This is a genomic window from Kitasatospora sp. NPDC092286, assembly GCF_044755565.1.
Lineage (GTDB): Bacteria > Actinomycetota > Actinomycetes > Streptomycetales > Streptomycetaceae > Kitasatospora.
Genome location: NZ_JBIVRD010000006.1, coordinates 189,869 through 205,599, shown reverse-complemented (window position 1 = coordinate 205,599; position 15,731 = coordinate 189,869). Strand labels below are relative to the sequence as shown.

Genomic DNA, 15,731 nt, shown 5'->3' with positions numbered 1-15,731 from the left:
CCGGATGCCCTGATCAGGACGGATGCCGGACACGACGCGTCCGGGCCGCGCGGACAACGGCGCGGCCCGGACGACGGATGCCTCCGGCCGGGGGTCTCAGCGCACGAAGAGCGCGGCCTTCGACGCCAGGTCCAGGAAGTACTGCGGCAGCAGGCCGAGGCCGAGGGTGACCAGGACGCCGGCCCCGATCGCGGTGATCGTGAAGGCGCTGGGCACGGCGACGGTCGGGCCGCCGGGCTGCGGGTCGGAGAAGAACATCAGCACGATGACCCGGATGTAGAAGAACGCGGCCACCGCCGAGCTGAGCACACCCACGATCACCAGCGGGGTCGCCCCGCCGGCCGCCGCGGCCTGGAAGACCGCGAACTTCCCGGTGAAGCCCGAGGTGAGCGGGATCCCCGCGAAGGCCAGCAGGAACAGCGCGAAGACCGCCGCGAGCAGCGGCGAGCGCCGGCCCAGCCCCGCCCAGCTGGACAGGTGGGTGGCCTCGCCCTTGGAGTCGCGCACCAGGGTGACCACGGCGAAGGCGCCGAGCGTCACGAAGGAGTACGCCAGCAGGTAGAACAGCACCGAGCCGAGGCCCTGCTTGTTGGTGGCGATCACGCCGGTCAGGATGAACCCGGCGTGCGCGACGGACGAGTAGGCGAGCAGCCGCTTCACGTCCTGCTGGGTGACGGCCAGCACCGCGCCGACCACCATGGTGAGGATGGCCACGCCCCACATCACCGGCCGCCAGTCCAGCCGCAGGCCGGGGAAGGCGACGTAGAACAGCCGCAGGAAGGCGCCGAAGGCGGCGACCTTGGTGGCGGCCGCCATGAAGCCGGTGACCGGGGTCGGCGCGCCCTGGTAGACGTCCGGGATCCAGGAGTGGAAGGGCACCGCGCCGACCTTGAAGAGCAGGCCGACGGCGAGCAGCGCCAGGCCGATCAGCAGCAGCGCGTCGTTCTGGGTGGTGTTCAGCAGCGCCGGGGTGGCCAGCGCCTTCCCGGAGATGACGTCCGAGATGTCGCCGAGCCGGACACTGCCCGCGTAGCCGTACAGCAGGGCGGTGCCGAACAGGAAGAACGCCGAGGCGAAGGCGCCGAGCAGGAAGTACTTGACCGCCGCCTCCTGGGACAGCAGCCGGCGGCGCCGGGCCAGCGCGCAGAGCAGGTAGAGCGGGAGGGAGAAGACCTCCAGCGCCACGAACATGGTCAGCAGGTCGTTGGCGGCGGGGAAGAGCAGCATGCCGCCGACCGCGAACAGGGTGAGCGGGAAGACCTCGGTGGTGGCGAAGCCGGCCCGGACCGCGGACCGCTCCTGCTCGCCGCCCGGGGTGGCGGCGGCCTGAGCGACGAACGCGTCGACGGCCACTCCCCCGGCCCTCGGCTCCAGCCTCCGCTCGGCGTAGGTGAGCACCGCGACCACGGCGGCCAGCAGGATCACGCCCTGGAGGAAGAGCGCGGGGCCGTCGAGCGCGACCGAGCCCATGGCGAGCAGGTCGACCTTGGTGGAGCCGTAGCCCTGCGCGGCGAGCACCACCACGGCGGTGAACGCGCCGGCCAGGCCGGCCAGGGCCAGCGAGACCTGCGCCCAGTACCGGTGGCGCCGGGGCAGGAAGGCCTCCAGCAGGATGCCGGCCACGGCGGCGCCGAACACCACCAGCATCGGGGAGAGCTGGCCGTACTCGATGTGCGGCGCCGGAATGCTGGGCGTGCTGCCGCCGGCGGCGGCGAGCCATCCGGTGGTGCTCACTTGTGCTCACCTCCTGAGGTGGCGGCGACCGGGTGGGCCGGTGCCGGGTCGGTCTCGTGGACCTGCGACAGCGTCGCGTCCACCGCCGGGTTGATGATGTCGGTGAGCGGCTTCGGGTAGACACCGAGCAGGATGGTCAGCGCCACCAGCGGGGCGACGACGGCGAGTTCGCGCACCTTGAGGTCGGGCATCCCGCGCACCTCGGCCTTGACCGGGCCGGTCATGGTGCGCTGGTAGAGCATCAGGGCGTACAGCGCGGCGAGCACGATGCCGAAGGTGGCGACGATGCCGATCGCCGGGTAGCGGGTGAACGTGCCGACCAGCACCAGGAACTCGCTGACGAAGGGCGCGAGCCCGGGCAGCGAGAGGGTGGCCAGGCCGCCGATCAGGAACGTCCCGGCGAGCACCGGGGCGACCTTCTGCACCCCGCCGTAGTCGGCGATCAGGCGCGAGCCGCGGCGGGAGATCAGGAAGCCGGCCACCAGCATCCACGCGGCGGTGGAGATGCCGTGGTTGACCATGTAGAGGGTGGCCCCGCTCTGGCCCTGGCTGGTCAGCGCGAAGATGCCCATGATGATGAAGCCGAAGTGCGAGATCGAGGCGTACGCGACCAGCCGCTTGATGTCCTTCTGGCCGATGGCCAGCAGCGCGCCGTAGATGATCCCGATCACCGAGAGCACCAGGATCGCCGGGGCGAAGGTCCTGGAGGCGTCCGGGAACAGCCCGAGGCAGAAGCGGAGCATCGCGAAGGTGCCGACCTTGTCCACCACCGCCGTGATCAGGACGGCCGTTCCGGCGGTGGACTCGCCCATCGCGTTCGGCAGCCAGGTGTGCAGCGGCCAGAGCGGGGCCTTCACCGCGAAGGCGAAGAAGAAGCCGAGGAACAGCGCCTTCTCCGCGGTGCCGCCGAGCACCAGCCGGCCGTCGGCGATCGCCGAGGTGAGGGTCGGCAGGTCGAAGGTGGCGAAGCCCTGCTCCTGCGCGATCACGTACAGGCCGATCACGGCGGCCAGCATGACCAGGCCGCCGAGCAGGTTGTAGAGCAGGAACTTCACGGCCGCGTACGAGCGCTGGCGCGCCGAGTCGGGGCCGCCCGCCCGGTCGCCGAAGCCGCCGATCAGGAAGTACATCGGGATCAGCATGGCTTCGAAGAAGACGTAGAACACGAAGACGTCGGTGGCGTAGAAGGAGACGATCACCATCGCCTCGACCGCCAGGATCAGGGCGAAGAAGCCCTGCGTGCGACGCCTGTTCTCGAAGGTGCCGTCCGGTGCGGTGGGGCCGGGCCCCTCCTGCCCGTTGGCGGGCGCGGCCGCTCCAGGATCGGCGTCGTGCCAGGAGGCCAGCATCACGACCGGCACCAGGACGGCGGTGAGCAGGGCCAGCACGGCGCCGATGCCGTCCACGCCGAGCGAGAAGGTGATGCCGAAGGAGCGGATCCAGCTGTAGGACTCGGTCAGCTGGTAGCGCGCCCCGCCGGGCTCGAAGCGGGCGGTCACCACGGCCGCCAGCGCCAGGGTGACGGCCGAGACGCCCAGGGCGACGGCCTTGGTGGTCCGCCGCCGGGCCTCGCTGGACCCGGCCGGCAGCGCGGCGGTCAGCACCGCGCCGGCCGCCGGGACGGCGCAGGTGGCGGTCAGCAGGGCACTCATGCCTTACCTCCCTGACGGCCTGTTTGTTTCCTGTCCATCAGACGGACCTCATCAGGAGAGTCGTGGCGACCAGTACCAGCGTGCCGCCGAACATGGAGAGCGCGTACGAGCGGACGTAGCCGTTCTGGATCCGCCGCAGGCGGCTGGAGACGCCGCCGATGACGGCGGCCAGGCCGTTGACGAAGCCGTCCAGGCCCCGGCTGTCGAAGTAGACCAGCGCCGCGGTGAGCGCCGAGCCGGGGCGGACCAGGACGGCGTGGTTGAAGTCGTCCTGGAGGAGGTCCCGGCGGGCGGCCCGGGTGAGCGGTGAGCCGACCGGCGGCACCACCGGGACGGCGGAGCGGCCGTACATCAGGTAGGAGACCGCCACCCCGGCGAGCATGCAGGCCGTGGTGAGCAGGGTGACCACCAGCGGGGCGAGCGGCGAGTGGCCCTCGTCGTGGCCGGTGACCGGCTCCAGCCAGGTGAGGAAGCCGCTGTTCAGGGTGAACAGCCCACCGGCGAAGACCGAGCCGAAGGCGAGCAGGATCATCGGAATGGTCATGGTCTTCGGCGACTCGTGCGGGTGCGGTTCCTGGCCCTTCTCGTCCGGCTGCCAGCGCTTCTCGCCGAAGAAGGTCAGGAGCATCACCCGGGTCATGTAGAACGCGGTGACCGCGGCGCCGGTCAGGGCGCAGAGGCCGAGGATCCAGCCCTCGGTGCCGCCCTTGGCGAAGGCCGCCTCGATGATCTTGTCCTTGGAGAAGAAGCCGGACAGCCCCGGGAAGCCGATGATGGCCAGGTAGCCGAGGCCGAAGGTGACGAAGGTGACCGGCATGTACTTCCGCAGGCCGCCGTAGTGCCGCATGTCCACCTCGTCGTTCATGCCGTGCATGACCGAACCGGCGCCGAGGAAGAGCCCGGCCTTGAAGAAGCCGTGGGTCACCAGGTGCATGATCGCGAAGGCGTAGCCGATCGGGCCGAGGCCGGCCGCCAGCACCATGTAGCCGATCTGCGACATGGTCGAGCCGGCCAGGGCCTTCTTGATGTCGTCCTTGGCGCAACCGACGATCGCACCGAAGAGCAGGGTGACCGCGCCGACCACCACGACGGCGGTCTGGGCGTCCGGCGCCAGGTTGAAGATCGCACCGGAGCGGGTGATCAGGTAGACGCCGGCGGTCACCATGGTGGCCGCGTGGATCAGGGCCGAGACCGGGGTCGGGCCCTCCATGGCGTCCCCGAGCCAGGACTGCAACGGCACCTGGGCGGACTTGCCGCAGGCCGCCAGCAGCAGCATCAGGCCGATCGCGGTCAGCTTGCCCTCACTCGCCTGGTCCGCCGCCCCGAAGACCGGCTCGAAGGCGAAGGAGCCGAACTCGGCGAACATCAGCATGATCGCGATGGAGAGGCCCAGGTCGCCGACGCGGTTGACGATGAACGCCTTCTTGGCGGCCGTCGCGGCGCTCGGCTTGTGCTGCCAGAAGCCGATCAGCAGGTACGAGGCGAGCCCGACCCCCTCCCAGCCGAAGTACAGCAGCAGGTAGTTGTCCGCGATCACCAGCAGCAGCATGGCCGCCAGGAACAGGTTGAGGTACGCGAAGAAACGGCGCCGGCGCTCGTCGTGCGCCATGTACCCCACCGAGTAGAGGTGGATCAGCGTGCCGACACCGGTGATCAGCAGGACGAAGGTGATGGAGAGCTGGTCGAGCCGGAACGCGATGTCGGCCTGGAAGCCGTTCACCGGTACCCAGCTGAACAGGCGTGTGGTGACGGCGCGTTGCTCGGCGTCGCGGCCCAGCATGGACGCGAACAGCGCCAGCCCGAAGCCGAACGAGAGCGCGGCGAGCGCGGTGGCCAGCCAGTGGCCGAACCGGTCGAAGGCCCGGCCGCCGAGCAGCAGCAGAGCCGCACCGGCCAGCGGAGCCGCCACGAGCAGCGGAATGAGAGAGTTCACCGAAGGTCCTCCGCCTACAGCTTCATCAGGTTGCTGTCATCGACCGAAGCGGAGTGCCTGGTCCGGAAGATGGCGACGATGATGGCGAGGCCGACCACGACCTCGGCCGCCGCGACCACCATGGTGAAGAACGCGATGATCTGGCCGTCCAGGTTGCCGTGCAGCCGGGAGAAGGTGACCAGGGCGAGGTTCGAGGCGTTGAGCATCAGCTCCACGCACATGAACAGGACGATCGCGTTCCGCCGGATCAGGACGCCGGAGGCGCCGATGGTGAACAGGAGGGCGGAGAGATACAGGTAGTTGACCGGATTCACTCCGTGCCCTCCTCGTGGTTGGTCGGGACCGGCTCCAGCGACCTGCGCGGGCCGGTGGCCGGCGGGCGCTCGGACGGCGGGCGGCCCAGCCAGTCGGCGGTGGTGGACTCCAGCTCGGCCATCCGCCGCAGCATCTCCTGGCTGACGTCGCGGATCTGGCCGCGCTCGCGCAGGGTCTCCATCACCGAGTCCTCGGCGACGGTGCCGTCCGGCAGCAGGCCGGGGATGTCCACCGCGTTGTGCCGGGCGTAGACGCCGGGCGCGGGCAGCGGCGGCAGCTGGATGTTGTCCTTGACCCGCTGGGCGGCCAGCTCGCGCTGGGTCTTCGGGGCCTTCACGTGCTCGCGGTGGGTGAGCACCATGGCGCCGATCGCCGCCGTGATCAGCAGCGCGCCGGTGACCTCGAAGGCCCAGACGTACTTGGTGAAGATCAGCCGGGCCAGGCCCTGGACGTTGCCCTCGGCGTTGGCCTCGGCGAGGCCGGCGAAGGTGTCCAGCTTGGCGTTGGCGAGGCCGGCGACCAGCAGCACGCCGAAGCCGAGCCCGCACAGGAGCGCGGCGAACCGCTGCCCCTTCAGCTGCTCCTTCATCGAGTCGGCGCTGGTGACACCGACCAGCATCACCACGAACAGGAACAGCATCATGATCGCGCCGGTGTAGACCACGATCTGCACCACGCCCAGGAAGACCGCGCCCTGCGCCATGTAACAGACCGCCAGCGCCATCATGGTGGCGGCCAGGCAGAGCGCGCTGTGCACGGCCTTCCTCATCAGCAGCATGCCGAGCGCGCCGCCGACGGCGATCACCGCGAGCACCCAGAACTGGACGGCCTCCCCGGTAGAGGTCGTCCCGGTGACGGCAAGGACCGTGCTGCTCCCGGCCAGGACGGTGGCGGCCACTACCGCACCTCCTTCTCGCGCTCGGTGCGCTCCTGCTGGACCGTCCCGGGCGCCGCCGCGATGATCTCGCCCCGGTAGTAGGCGCCCTCGTCGGCGCCCGGGTAGATCGCGTGCGGGGTGTCGACCATGTCCTCGGAGAGGCCGACCAGCAGCTGCTCCTTGGTGAAGATCAGGTCCTTGCGGGAGGAGTCGGCCAGCTCGTACTCGTTGGTCATGGTGAGCGCGCGGGTCGGACAGGCCTCGATGCAGAGCCCGCAGAGGATGCAGCGGGCGTAGTTGATCTGGTAGACCGCGCCGTACCGCTCGCCGGGCGAGTAGCGCTCCTCGTCCCGGTTGTCCGCGCCCTCGACGTAGATCGCGTCGGCCGGGCAGGCCCAGGCGCACAGCTCGCAGCCGACGCACTTCTCCAGGCCGTCCGGGTGCCGGTTCAGCTGGTGGCGGCCGTGGAAGCGCGGAGCGGTGGGCTTCTTCTGCTCCGGGTACTGCTCGGTGAGCCGCTTCTTGAACATGGCCTTGAAGGTCACGCCGAAGCCGGCGGCCGGTCCGAGGACGGACGGCCTCTCGGTCGGGTCGGGCCCGGTTGTCTCGTCGGACGACATCGCGGTCAGCTCCCTTCGGAATGGTCGGCCCCGTTGAGGGCGTCCTGGAGTTGCTTCGGGGCGCGGCTGCGCCGGCGCGGGACCGGCGGGAGCTCCTGCCCGGGCAGCGGGGGCACCGGGTACCCGCCCGCCATCGGGTCGAACCGCTCGGCGGGCGGCGCCCCCTCGGCCGCTGTCGCGGCGGGCTCCGGCGGGCGCTTCGCGAAGTCCCGCACCAGGGCGAGCAGCAGGATCGCGGCGACCGGGGCGCCGACGTACAGCACCACCTCGCCGAAGCCGTAGCCCTCGTTGCGCAGGGCCCGGACGCTGGCCACCATCACCAGCCAGACCAGCGAGACCGGGATCAGGACCTTCCAGCCCAGCTTCATGAACTGGTCGTAGCGCAGCCGGGGCAGGGTGCCGCGCAGCCAGATGAAGAAGAAGAGCAGCAGCTGGATCTTCAGAATGATCCAGAGCATCGGCCACCAGCCGTGGTTGGCCCCCTCCCAGAAGGTGGAGACCGGCCAGGGCGCCCGCCAGCCGCCCAGGAAGAGCGTGGAGGCGACGGCCGAGACGGTGACCATGTTGACGTACTCGGCCAGCATGAACATCGCGAACTTCAGCGAGGAGTACTCGGTGTTGAAGCCGCCGACCAGTTCGCCCTCGGCCTCCGGGAGGTCGAACGGCGCCCGGTTGGTCTCGCCGACCATGGAGATGATGTAGACGATGAACGACACCGGCAGCAGCACCGCGAACCAGGTCGGCTGCTGCGAGGAGACGATCTCCGAGGTGGACATCGAACCCGAGTAGATGAACACCGCCGCGAAGGACAGGCCCATCGCGATCTCGTAGCTGATCATCTGCGCGGACGAACGCAGCCCGCCGAGCAGCGGATAGGTCGAGCCGGACGACCAGCCGGCCAGCACGATGCCGTAGATGCCGACCGAGGCGGTGGCCAGGATGTACAGCAGCGCCACCGGGAAGTCGGTCAGCTGCAGCGGGGTCCGGGTGCCGAAGATCGACACCTCGTCGCCGGCCGGGCCGAACGGGATCACCGCGAAGGCCATGAAGGCGGGGATCGCGCAGACGATCGGGGCCAGGATGTAGACGACCTTGTCGGCGCCCTTGACCACCAGGTCTTCCTTCAGCGCCAGCTTCACGCCGTCGGCGAGCGACTGCAGCATGCCCCAGGGGCCGTGCCGGTTGGGCCCGATGCGCAGCTGCATCCAGGCCACCACCTTGCGCTCCCAGACGATCGCGATCAGCACGGTGCCGACCAGGAAGGCGAAGCAGAAGACCGCCTTGAGCAGCACCAGCCACCAGGGGTCGCGGCCGAAGAAGCCCAGGGTCTCGTACGCGGCGAGGTTCACTGCTCCTCCTCGGGGGTCGCGGCGGTGGCGCTGTCGGGGGCGCTGTCGGAGACGGTGGCCGCGGCGATGGTGACCAGGTGGCCGACCGTGGTGCCGAGGGTCCGGTAGGCGCCGCCCGGGGTGGAGTTGAGCGGGATCCAGACCGTGCGGTCAGGGATCGAGCCGGTGATCTCCAGCGGCAGGGTGAGCGAGCCGGCCGGCCCGGTCAGCCGCAGGGCCTCGACCGCGCCGACCTCCTTCGCGGTGACCGGGGAGATCCGGGCGACGGCCGCGTGCCGGGTGCCGGCGAGGTGCTGGTCCCCCTGCTGGAGCGAGCCGTTGTCCAGCAGCTGGCGCCAGCCCGCCAGCACCGCCTGGCCGGTGGCCGGCCGGGGCAGCGGCGCGGGGTGCGCGGCGGGGGCCGTCTGGTGGTCGCCGGTCCACGGTGTGAACCGGTCCAGCTCCAGCCGGGCGGCCCGCACGTCGGGCAGGCCGAGCCGGTGGCCCAGCGCGTCCGCCAGCATGTTCAGCACCCGCAGGTCCGGGTGCAGATGACGGCCCATCTGCTGGTCCGGCTTGAGCGCGGCCTCGAACATCCGCACCCGGCCCTCCCAGTCCAGGAAGGTGCCGGCCTTCTCGGCGACCGCGGCGACCGGCAGCACCACATCGGCGTGCGCGGTGACGGCGGACGGGCGGAGCTCCAGCGAGACCAGGAACCGGACGGCGGCCAGCGCCTCCTCGGCCTGCGCCGGATCCGGCAGGTCGTCCGGGTCGACGCCGCCGACCAGCAGCGCGTCCAGGTCGCCGTGGGCGGCGGCCGCGAGGATCTGCGCGGTGTCCCGGCCGACCCGGGTCGGCAGTTCGGCCCCGCCCCAGACGGCGGCGGCCTCGGCGCGGGCGACCGGGGCGTGGACCGGACGGCCGCCGGGCAGCAGCCCGGGCAGTGCGCCGGCCTCGACGGCGCCGCGCTCACCGGCCCGGCGCGGGATCCAGGCCAGCCGGGCGCCGGTCGCGTGTGCGAGGCGCAGCGCGGCGGTGAGCGCACCGGGGACGGCGGCCAGCCGCTCACCGGCCAGGATGACGGCGCCGGGGGTGCGCAGCAGTTCGGCCGCGCGGCCGGCGTCGTCGCCGAGCGGCTCGTCGGCGGCGAGCGCGGTCAGCCACTCGGTCTCGGTGCCGGGGGCGGCGGGCAGCAGCGCGCCGCGCAGTTTGGCCAGGCCGCGGGAGCCGTACGCGGCGACCGAGAACACCTTCAGGCCGCGGGCGCGGTTGGCCTTGCGCAGCCGCAGGAAGACGATCGGCGACTCCTCCTCGGGCTCGAAGCCCGCGAGCAGCACCGCCGGCGCCGCCTCCAGTTCCTCGTACGTCACGCCCGTGCCGTCGACATCGGTACCGCGCCCGGCGACGGCGGCGGCCAGGAAGTCCGCCTCCTCGCCGCTGTGCGGGCGGGCCCGGAAGTCCACGTCGTTGGTGCCGAGCACCACCCGGGCGAACTTGGCGTAGGCGTAGGCGTCCTCGACGGTGCTCCGGCCGCCGGTGAGCACCCCGGCCCGGGTGCCGCGCAGGCCCTCGGCGGCCCTGGCCAGCGCCTCCGGCCAGGAGGCGGGCACGAGTTCACCCGTCGCGGGGTCGCGGACGAGCGGGGTGGTGATCCGGTCCCGCTGCTGGGCGTAGCGGAAGGCGAACCGGCCCTTGTCGCAGTTCCACTCCTCGTTGACCGCCGGGTCATCGCCGGCCAGCCGGCGCAGCACCTTGCCGCGCCGGTGGTCGGTGCGCTGGGCGCAGCCGGAGGAGCAGTGCTCGCAGACGCTCGGCGAGGAGACCAGGTCGAACGGCCGGGAGCGGAAGCGGTAGGCCGCCGAGGTGAGCGCGCCGACCGGACAGATCTGGATGGTGTTGCCGGAGAAGTACGAGTCGAGCGGCTCCGCGTCCCCGATGCCGACCTGCTGGAGCGCGCCGCGCTCGATCAGGTCGATGAACGGGTCCCCGGCGATCTGCTGGGAGAAGCGGGTGCAGCGGGCGCAGAGCACGCAGCGCTCGCGGTCCAGCAGCACCTGGGTGCTGAGCGGGATCGGCTTCTCATAGGTGCGCTTCATCCCCTCGAAGCGGGAGTCGGCGGCGCCGGAGGACATCGCCTGGTTCTGCAGCGGGCACTCGCCGCCCTTGTCGCAGACCGGGCAGTCCAGCGGGTGGTTGATCAGCAGCAGCTCCATCACGCCGCGCTGCGCCTTCTCGGCGACCGGCGAGCTGAGCTGGGTCCGGACCACCATGCCCTCGGCGACCGGGATGGTGCAGGAGGCGACGGGCTTGCGCTGGCCCTCGACCTCGACGATGCACTGCCGGCAGGCGCCGGCCGGGTCGAGCAGCGGGTGGTCGCAGAAGCGCGGGATCTGGGTGCCGATCTGCTCGGCGGCCCGGATCACCAACGTCCCCTTGGGGACCTGCACTTCGACGCCGTCGATGGTGAGCGTGACCAGGTCGACCGCGGCCTTGGAGGTGGATGGCTCTGTGATCGTCACGCGTGCACCTCCCTTTCGGTGGCGGACTGGTGGCCGGAGCGGTGGGCGTCGGCCCAGACGGTGGAGGCGGCCGGGTCGAACGGGCAGCGGCGCTCGGCGAGGTGCTGCTCGTACTCGGCCCGGAAGTACTGGAGCGAGGAGACGATCGGGCTGGCCGCGCCGTCGCCGAGCGCGCAGAAGGACTTGCCGTTGATGTTGTCGGCGATGTCGAGCAGCTTCTCCAGGTCGCCGTCGACGCCCGAGCCGCCCTCGATCCGCTTGAGCAACTGGACCAGCCAGTAGGTGCCTTCGCGGCAGGGCGTGCACTTGCCGCAGGACTCGTGGGCGTAGAACTCGGTCCAGCGGGTGACGGCGCGGACCACGCAGGTGGTCTCGTCGAAGATCTGCAGGGCCTTGGTGCCGAGCATCGAGCCGGCCGCGCCGACGCCCTCGTAGTCGAGCGGGACGTCCAGGTGCTGGTCGGTGAACATCGGGGTGGACGAGCCGCCCGGGGTCCAGAACTTGAGCCGGTGCCCGGGCCGGATGCCGCCGCTGACGTCCAGCAGCTGGCGCAGGGTGATGCCGAGCGGGGCCTCGTACTGGCCGGGGTTGGTGACGTGCCCGGAGAGCGAGTAGAGCGTGAAACCGGGGGACTTCTCGGTGCCCAGGCCCTTGAACCACTCCTTGCCCTTGGCCAGGATCGGCGGCACCGAGGCGATCGACTCGACGTTGTTGACCACCGTCGGGCAGGCGTAGAGGCCGGCGATGGCCGGGAACGGCGGCCGCAGCCGGGGCTGGCCGCGGCGGCCCTCCAGCGAGTCGAGCAGCGCGGTCTCCTCGCCGCAGATGTACGCGCCGGCGCCCGCGTGCACGGTGATGTCGAGGTCGACGCCGGAGCCCATGATGTCCTTGCCGAGCAGCCCGGCCCGGTAGGCCTCGGCGACGGCGGCCTGGATCCGGCGCAGCACCGGGACGACCTCGCCGCGCAGGTAGATGAAGGCGTGGTCGCAGCGGATCGCGTAGGAGGCGATGATCATGCCTTCGATCAGCGCGTGCGGGTTGGCGAACAGCAGCGGGATGTCCTTGCAGGTGCCCGGCTCGGACTCGTCCGCGTTGACCACGAGGTAGTGCGGTTTGCCGTCGTTCTGCGGGATGAACTGCCACTTCAGGCCGGTGGGGAAGCCGGCGCCGCCGCGGCCGCGCAGACCGGAGTCCTTGACCAGGGCGATCACGTCGTCCGGTGCCATCGCGAGGGCGGCCTTCAGGCCCTCGTAGCCGGCGTGGCGGCGGTAGGTGTCGAGCGTCCAGGGCCGGGCGTCGTCCCAGGAGGCGGAGAGTACCGGGGTGAGCAGCTTCTCGGCCGGCTCGGCGGAGGTCATCACGCTTCCGTCCCTTCGTGCCGGGGCGAGACGACCTTGGTGCCGCCGGTGCCGGGCAGGGCCTCGCCCCTGGCCAGGCGCAGGCCCGCGAGCGAGGGCGCGCCGCCCGCTCCGGACTCGTCCACGGCACCGGGGCGCTCGTCGGGGAAGCCGGCCAGGATCCGGGCCGACTCCTTGAAGTCGCAGAGCCGGGCGCCGCGGGTGGGGCGGACCTCCCGGCCCGCTCGCAGCTCGTCGACCAGCCGCTTGGCGCTCTCCGGGGTCTGGTTGTCGAAGAACTCCCAGTTGACCATCACCACGGGGGCGTAGTCGCAGGCGGCGTTGCACTCGATGTGCTCGATCGAGATCTCGCCGTCCTCGGTGGTCTCGTTGTTGCGGATCCCGAGGTGCTGCTGGAGCTCCTCGAAGATCTGGTCGCCGCCGAGCACCGCGCAGAGGGTGTTGGTGCAGACCCCGACGTGGTGCTTCCCGGCCGGCCGGCGCCGGTACATGGTGTAGAAGGTGGCGACGGCGGTGACCTCGGCGGTGGTGAGGTCCAACTGCTCGGCACAGAACCGGATGCCGGTCGGGCTGACGAAGCCCTCCTCGGCCTGGACCAGGTGCAGCAGCGGCAGCAGCGCCGACCGGGCCACCGGATAGCGGCCGATCAGCTCCTTCGCGTCGGCGGCCAGCCGGGCGCGTACCTCCTCCGGGTACGGCCCGGCCGGCATCGCCGGCATCCCCAACTGGACGTCTGTCACCGGTCCACGCCTCCCATCACCGGGTCGATCCCGGCCACCGCGACGATCACGTCGGCGACCTGGCCGCCCTCGCACATCGCCGCCATCGACTGCAGATTGGTGAACGACGGGTCCCGGAAGTGGACCCGGTACGGGCGTGTCCCGCCGTCGCTGACCACGTGCACGCCCAACTCGCCCTTGGGCGACTCGACCGCCGTGTACGCCTGTCCCACCGGGACCCGGAAGCCCTCGGTGACCAGCTTGAAGTGGTGGATCAGGGCCTCCATCGAGGTGCCCATGATCTTGCGGATGTGGTCGAGCGAGTTGCCCACCCCGTCCGGGCCGACGGCCAGTTGGGCGGGCCAGGCGATCTTCTTGTCGGCCACCATGACCGGGCCGGGCCGCAACCGGTCCAGGCACTGCTCGACGATCCGCAGCGACTGCCTCATCTCCTCCAGACGGATCAGGAAGCGGCCGTAGGAGTCGGCGCTGTCGGCGGTCGCCACCTCGAAGTCGTAGTTCTCGTACCCGCAGTAGGGGTCGGACTTGCGCAGGTCGTGCGGCAGGCCGGTGGCCCGCAGGATCGGGCCGGTGGCGCCGAGGGCCAGGCAGCCGGCCAGGTCGAGGAAGCCGACGTCGACCAGGCGGGCCTTGAACACCGGGTTGCCGGTGGCGAGTTTGTCGTACTCGTGCATCCGCGAGCGGATGGTCTTCACCGTTTCGCGGATCTGGTCGACGGCGCCGGGCGGCAGGTCCTGGGCGAGGCCGCCGGGGCGGACGTACGCGTGGTTCATCCGCAGGCCGGTGACCAGTTCGAAGACGTCCAGGATGAGTTCGCGGTCGCGGAAGCCGTAGATCATCAGCGTGGTGGAGCCGATCTCCATGCCGCCGGTGGCCAGGCAGACCAGGTGCGAGGCGATCCGGTTGAGCTCCATCATCAGGACGCGGATGACGGTGGCCCGGTCCGGGATGTCGTCGGTGATGCCGAGCAGCTTCTCGACCGCCAGGCAGTACGCGGTCTCGTTGAACAGCGGGGTCAGGTAGTCCATCCGGGTCACGAAGGTGGTGCCCTGGACCCAGTTGCGGAACTCCATGTTCTTCTCGATGCCGGTGTGGAGGTAGCCGATGCCGCAGCGGGCCTCCTTCACCGTCTCGCCGTCGATCTCCAGGATCAGCCGCAGCACGCCGTGGGTGGACGGGTGCTGGGGGCCCATGTTGACGATGATGCGCTCGTCGTCGGCCCGGCCGACCGCCTCCACCACCTCGCCCCAGTCGCCACCGGTGACGGTGAAGACCCGGCCCTCGGTGGTCTCACGGGCCTCTGCCTCTGCTGCCTCTTCGTAGTGCCGGGTGCTCATCAGCTGTACGACCTCCGCTGGTCGGGCGCCGGGATCTGGGCGCCCTTGTACTCGACGGGGATGCCGCCGAGCGGGTAGTCCTTGCGCTGCGGGTGGCCCAGCCAGTCGTCCGGCATCATGATCCGGGTGAGCGCCGGGTGGCCCTCGAAGACCAGGCCGAAGAAGTCGTAGACCTCGCGCTCGTGCCAGTCGTTGGTCGGGTAGACGCTGACCACCGACGGGACGCGCGGATCGGAGTCCGGCGCGGTGACCTCCAGCCGGATCAGCCGGCCGTGGGTGATCGAGCGCAGGTGGTAGACCGCGTGCAGCTCGCGGCCCTTGTCACCGGGGTAGTGCACGCCGCTCACCCCGAGACAGAGTTCGAAGCGGAGCGCCGGGTCGTCGCGCAGGGTGCGGACGGTCCGCAGCAGGTGCTCGCGGTCGATGTGGAAGGTGAGTTCGCCGCGGTCGACGACGGTCTTCCCGATCACGTCGACCGGGTCGAGGCCCTGTTCCTCCAGGGCGCCCTCCAGTTCGTCCGCGACCTCGTCGAACCAGCCGCCGTACGGGCGCTCGCTCGGGCCGGGCAGCACCACGGGGGCGGTGAGGCCGCCGAAGCCGGAGGTGTCACCGCTGTCCCGGGCGCCGAACATGCCCTGGCGGGTGCCGACCACCTCGACCGGGATCTCCCGGCGGGTGACGGGGACGCCGGCCCCGGTGAGCTCGGCGGACTCGGCGGGTCCGGTGGGCTTGGTCGGCTCGCTCATCGCAGCTGCCCCCGCATCTCGCTCACCGGGGTGGCCCGCAGCGCCAGCGCCTCGCCCAGCTCCTCGGCCCGGCGCCGGTTCACGCCCAGCGGCTCGTGCTGGATCTTGTCGTGCAGCTTCAGGATGGCGTCCATCAGCATCTCCGGGCGGGGCGGACAACCCGGCAGATAGATGTCCACCGGGACGATGTGGTCGACGCCCTGCACGATCGCGTAGTTGTTGAACATCCCGCCCGAGGAGGCGCAGACGCCCATCGAGATGACCCACTTCGGGTTGGCCATCTGGTCGTACACCTGGCGCAGCACCGGGGCCATCTTCTGGCTCACCCGACCCGCCACGATCATCAGATCGGCCTGCCGGGGTGAGCCCCGGAACACCTCCATGCCGAACCGGGCCAGGTCGTAGCGGCCGGCCCCGGTGGTCATCATCTCGATCGCGCAGCAGGCCAGTCCGAAGGTGGCCGGGAAGAGCGACGCCTTGCGCACCCAGCCCGCGGCCGTCTCCACACTGGTGAGCAGAAAGCCGCTCGGCAGCTTCTCCTCGATTCCCATCAGATCCCTCTCAATGCCATC

The 15,731-nt window shown here is 71.0% G+C and carries 13 protein-coding genes; all 13 read right to left on the bottom strand.

The annotated features are described in order from the left end of the window. Positions 1-96: 96 nt before the first annotated feature. The 13 genes from nuoN to ACIQIB_RS08655 are packed head-to-tail and all read right to left on the bottom strand — an operon-like array spanning position 97 to position 15,710. On the bottom strand, positions 97-1,734 hold the full coding sequence (gene nuoN, locus ACIQIB_RS08715) for an NADH-quinone oxidoreductase subunit NuoN (RefSeq protein WP_400757335.1): 1,638 nt from the start codon (positions 1,732-1,734) through the stop codon (positions 97-99). After that, a complete protein-coding gene (locus ACIQIB_RS08710; RefSeq protein WP_363607825.1) occupies positions 1,731-3,386 on the bottom strand; it encodes an NADH-quinone oxidoreductase subunit M in 1,656 nt (551 codons plus the stop codon). Before ACIQIB_RS08710 ends, nuoN begins: the two co-directional genes overlap by 4 nt. A 37-nt stretch (positions 3,387-3,423) precedes the next feature. Next, the gene (gene nuoL, locus ACIQIB_RS08705; protein WP_400653740.1) at positions 3,424-5,319 is read right to left on the bottom strand and encodes an NADH-quinone oxidoreductase subunit L; all 1,896 of its coding nucleotides are present in this window, start codon (positions 5,317-5,319) and stop codon (positions 3,424-3,426) included. A 14-nt stretch (positions 5,320-5,333) separates the two neighbouring features. Further along, the gene (nuoK, locus tag ACIQIB_RS08700) at positions 5,334-5,633 is read right to left on the bottom strand and encodes an NADH-quinone oxidoreductase subunit NuoK (protein WP_363607827.1); all 300 of its coding nucleotides are present in this window, start codon (positions 5,631-5,633) and stop codon (positions 5,334-5,336) included. Then, on the bottom strand, positions 5,630-6,532 hold the full coding sequence (locus tag ACIQIB_RS08695; RefSeq protein WP_400653739.1) for an NADH-quinone oxidoreductase subunit J: 903 nt from the start codon (positions 6,530-6,532) through the stop codon (positions 5,630-5,632). Before ACIQIB_RS08695 ends, nuoK begins: the two co-directional genes overlap by 4 nt. Next, positions 6,532-7,131 (bottom strand): NADH-quinone oxidoreductase subunit NuoI, encoded by a 600-nt coding sequence (gene nuoI / locus ACIQIB_RS08690; protein WP_400653738.1) that lies wholly within the window; start codon positions 7,129-7,131, stop codon positions 6,532-6,534. Before nuoI ends, ACIQIB_RS08695 begins: the two co-directional genes overlap by 1 nt. A gap of 5 nt (positions 7,132-7,136) precedes the next feature. Further along, positions 7,137-8,480 (bottom strand): NADH-quinone oxidoreductase subunit NuoH, encoded by a 1,344-nt coding sequence (gene nuoH, locus ACIQIB_RS08685; protein WP_363607829.1) that lies wholly within the window; start codon positions 8,478-8,480, stop codon positions 7,137-7,139. After that, on the bottom strand, positions 8,477-10,978 hold the full coding sequence (locus ACIQIB_RS08680) for an NADH-quinone oxidoreductase subunit G (protein ID WP_400757333.1): 2,502 nt from the start codon (positions 10,976-10,978) through the stop codon (positions 8,477-8,479). Before ACIQIB_RS08680 ends, nuoH begins: the two co-directional genes overlap by 4 nt. Further along, positions 10,975-12,336 carry an NADH-quinone oxidoreductase subunit NuoF gene (nuoF, locus tag ACIQIB_RS08675; protein ID WP_363607831.1) on the bottom strand — a complete coding sequence of 454 codons (1,362 nt, stop codon included), beginning with the start codon at positions 12,334-12,336 and terminating at the stop codon, positions 10,975-10,977. The genes ACIQIB_RS08680 and nuoF overlap by 4 nt, the downstream gene beginning before the upstream one ends. Then, positions 12,336-13,055: an NADH-quinone oxidoreductase subunit NuoE gene (gene nuoE, locus ACIQIB_RS08670; protein ID WP_400653771.1), complete on the bottom strand. Its 720-nt coding sequence runs from the start codon at positions 13,053-13,055 to the stop codon at positions 12,336-12,338. Before nuoE ends, nuoF begins: the two co-directional genes overlap by 1 nt. Positions 13,056-13,072: 17 nt before the next feature. Next, positions 13,073-14,413: an NADH-quinone oxidoreductase subunit D gene (locus tag ACIQIB_RS08665; protein ID WP_400757331.1), complete on the bottom strand. Its 1,341-nt coding sequence runs from the start codon at positions 14,411-14,413 to the stop codon at positions 13,073-13,075. Continuing rightward, a complete protein-coding gene (locus tag ACIQIB_RS08660; protein WP_400653736.1) occupies positions 14,413-15,159 on the bottom strand; it encodes an NADH-quinone oxidoreductase subunit C in 747 nt (248 codons plus the stop codon). Before ACIQIB_RS08660 ends, ACIQIB_RS08665 begins: the two co-directional genes overlap by 1 nt. Next, on the bottom strand, positions 15,156-15,710 hold the full coding sequence (locus ACIQIB_RS08655) for an NADH-quinone oxidoreductase subunit B family protein (protein ID WP_363607835.1): 555 nt from the start codon (positions 15,708-15,710) through the stop codon (positions 15,156-15,158). Before ACIQIB_RS08655 ends, ACIQIB_RS08660 begins: the two co-directional genes overlap by 4 nt. Between the last annotated feature and the right edge of the window lie 21 nt (positions 15,711-15,731).

What these genes read in the sequence shown, in the direction of transcription:
- nuoE (WP_400653771.1), bottom strand. Translation starts at nt 13,055, where the DNA reads ATGCCGGCGATGCCGGCCGGGCCGTACCCGGAGGAGGTACGCGCCCGG.
- nuoI (WP_400653738.1), bottom strand. Translation starts at nt 7,131, where the DNA reads ATGTCGTCCGACGAGACAACCGGGCCCGACCCGACCGAGAGGCCGTCC.
- ACIQIB_RS08655 (WP_363607835.1), bottom strand. Translation starts at nt 15,710, where the DNA reads ATGGGAATCGAGGAGAAGCTGCCGAGCGGCTTTCTGCTCACCAGTGTG.
- ACIQIB_RS08710 (WP_363607825.1), bottom strand. Translation starts at nt 3,386, where the DNA reads ATGAGTGCCCTGCTGACCGCCACCTGCGCCGTCCCGGCGGCCGGCGCG.
- nuoF (WP_363607831.1), bottom strand. Translation starts at nt 12,336, where the DNA reads ATGACCTCCGCCGAGCCGGCCGAGAAGCTGCTCACCCCGGTACTCTCC.
- ACIQIB_RS08660 (WP_400653736.1), bottom strand. Translation starts at nt 15,159, where the DNA reads ATGAGCGAGCCGACCAAGCCCACCGGACCCGCCGAGTCCGCCGAGCTC.
- ACIQIB_RS08665 (WP_400757331.1), bottom strand. Translation starts at nt 14,413, where the DNA reads ATGAGCACCCGGCACTACGAAGAGGCAGCAGAGGCAGAGGCCCGTGAG.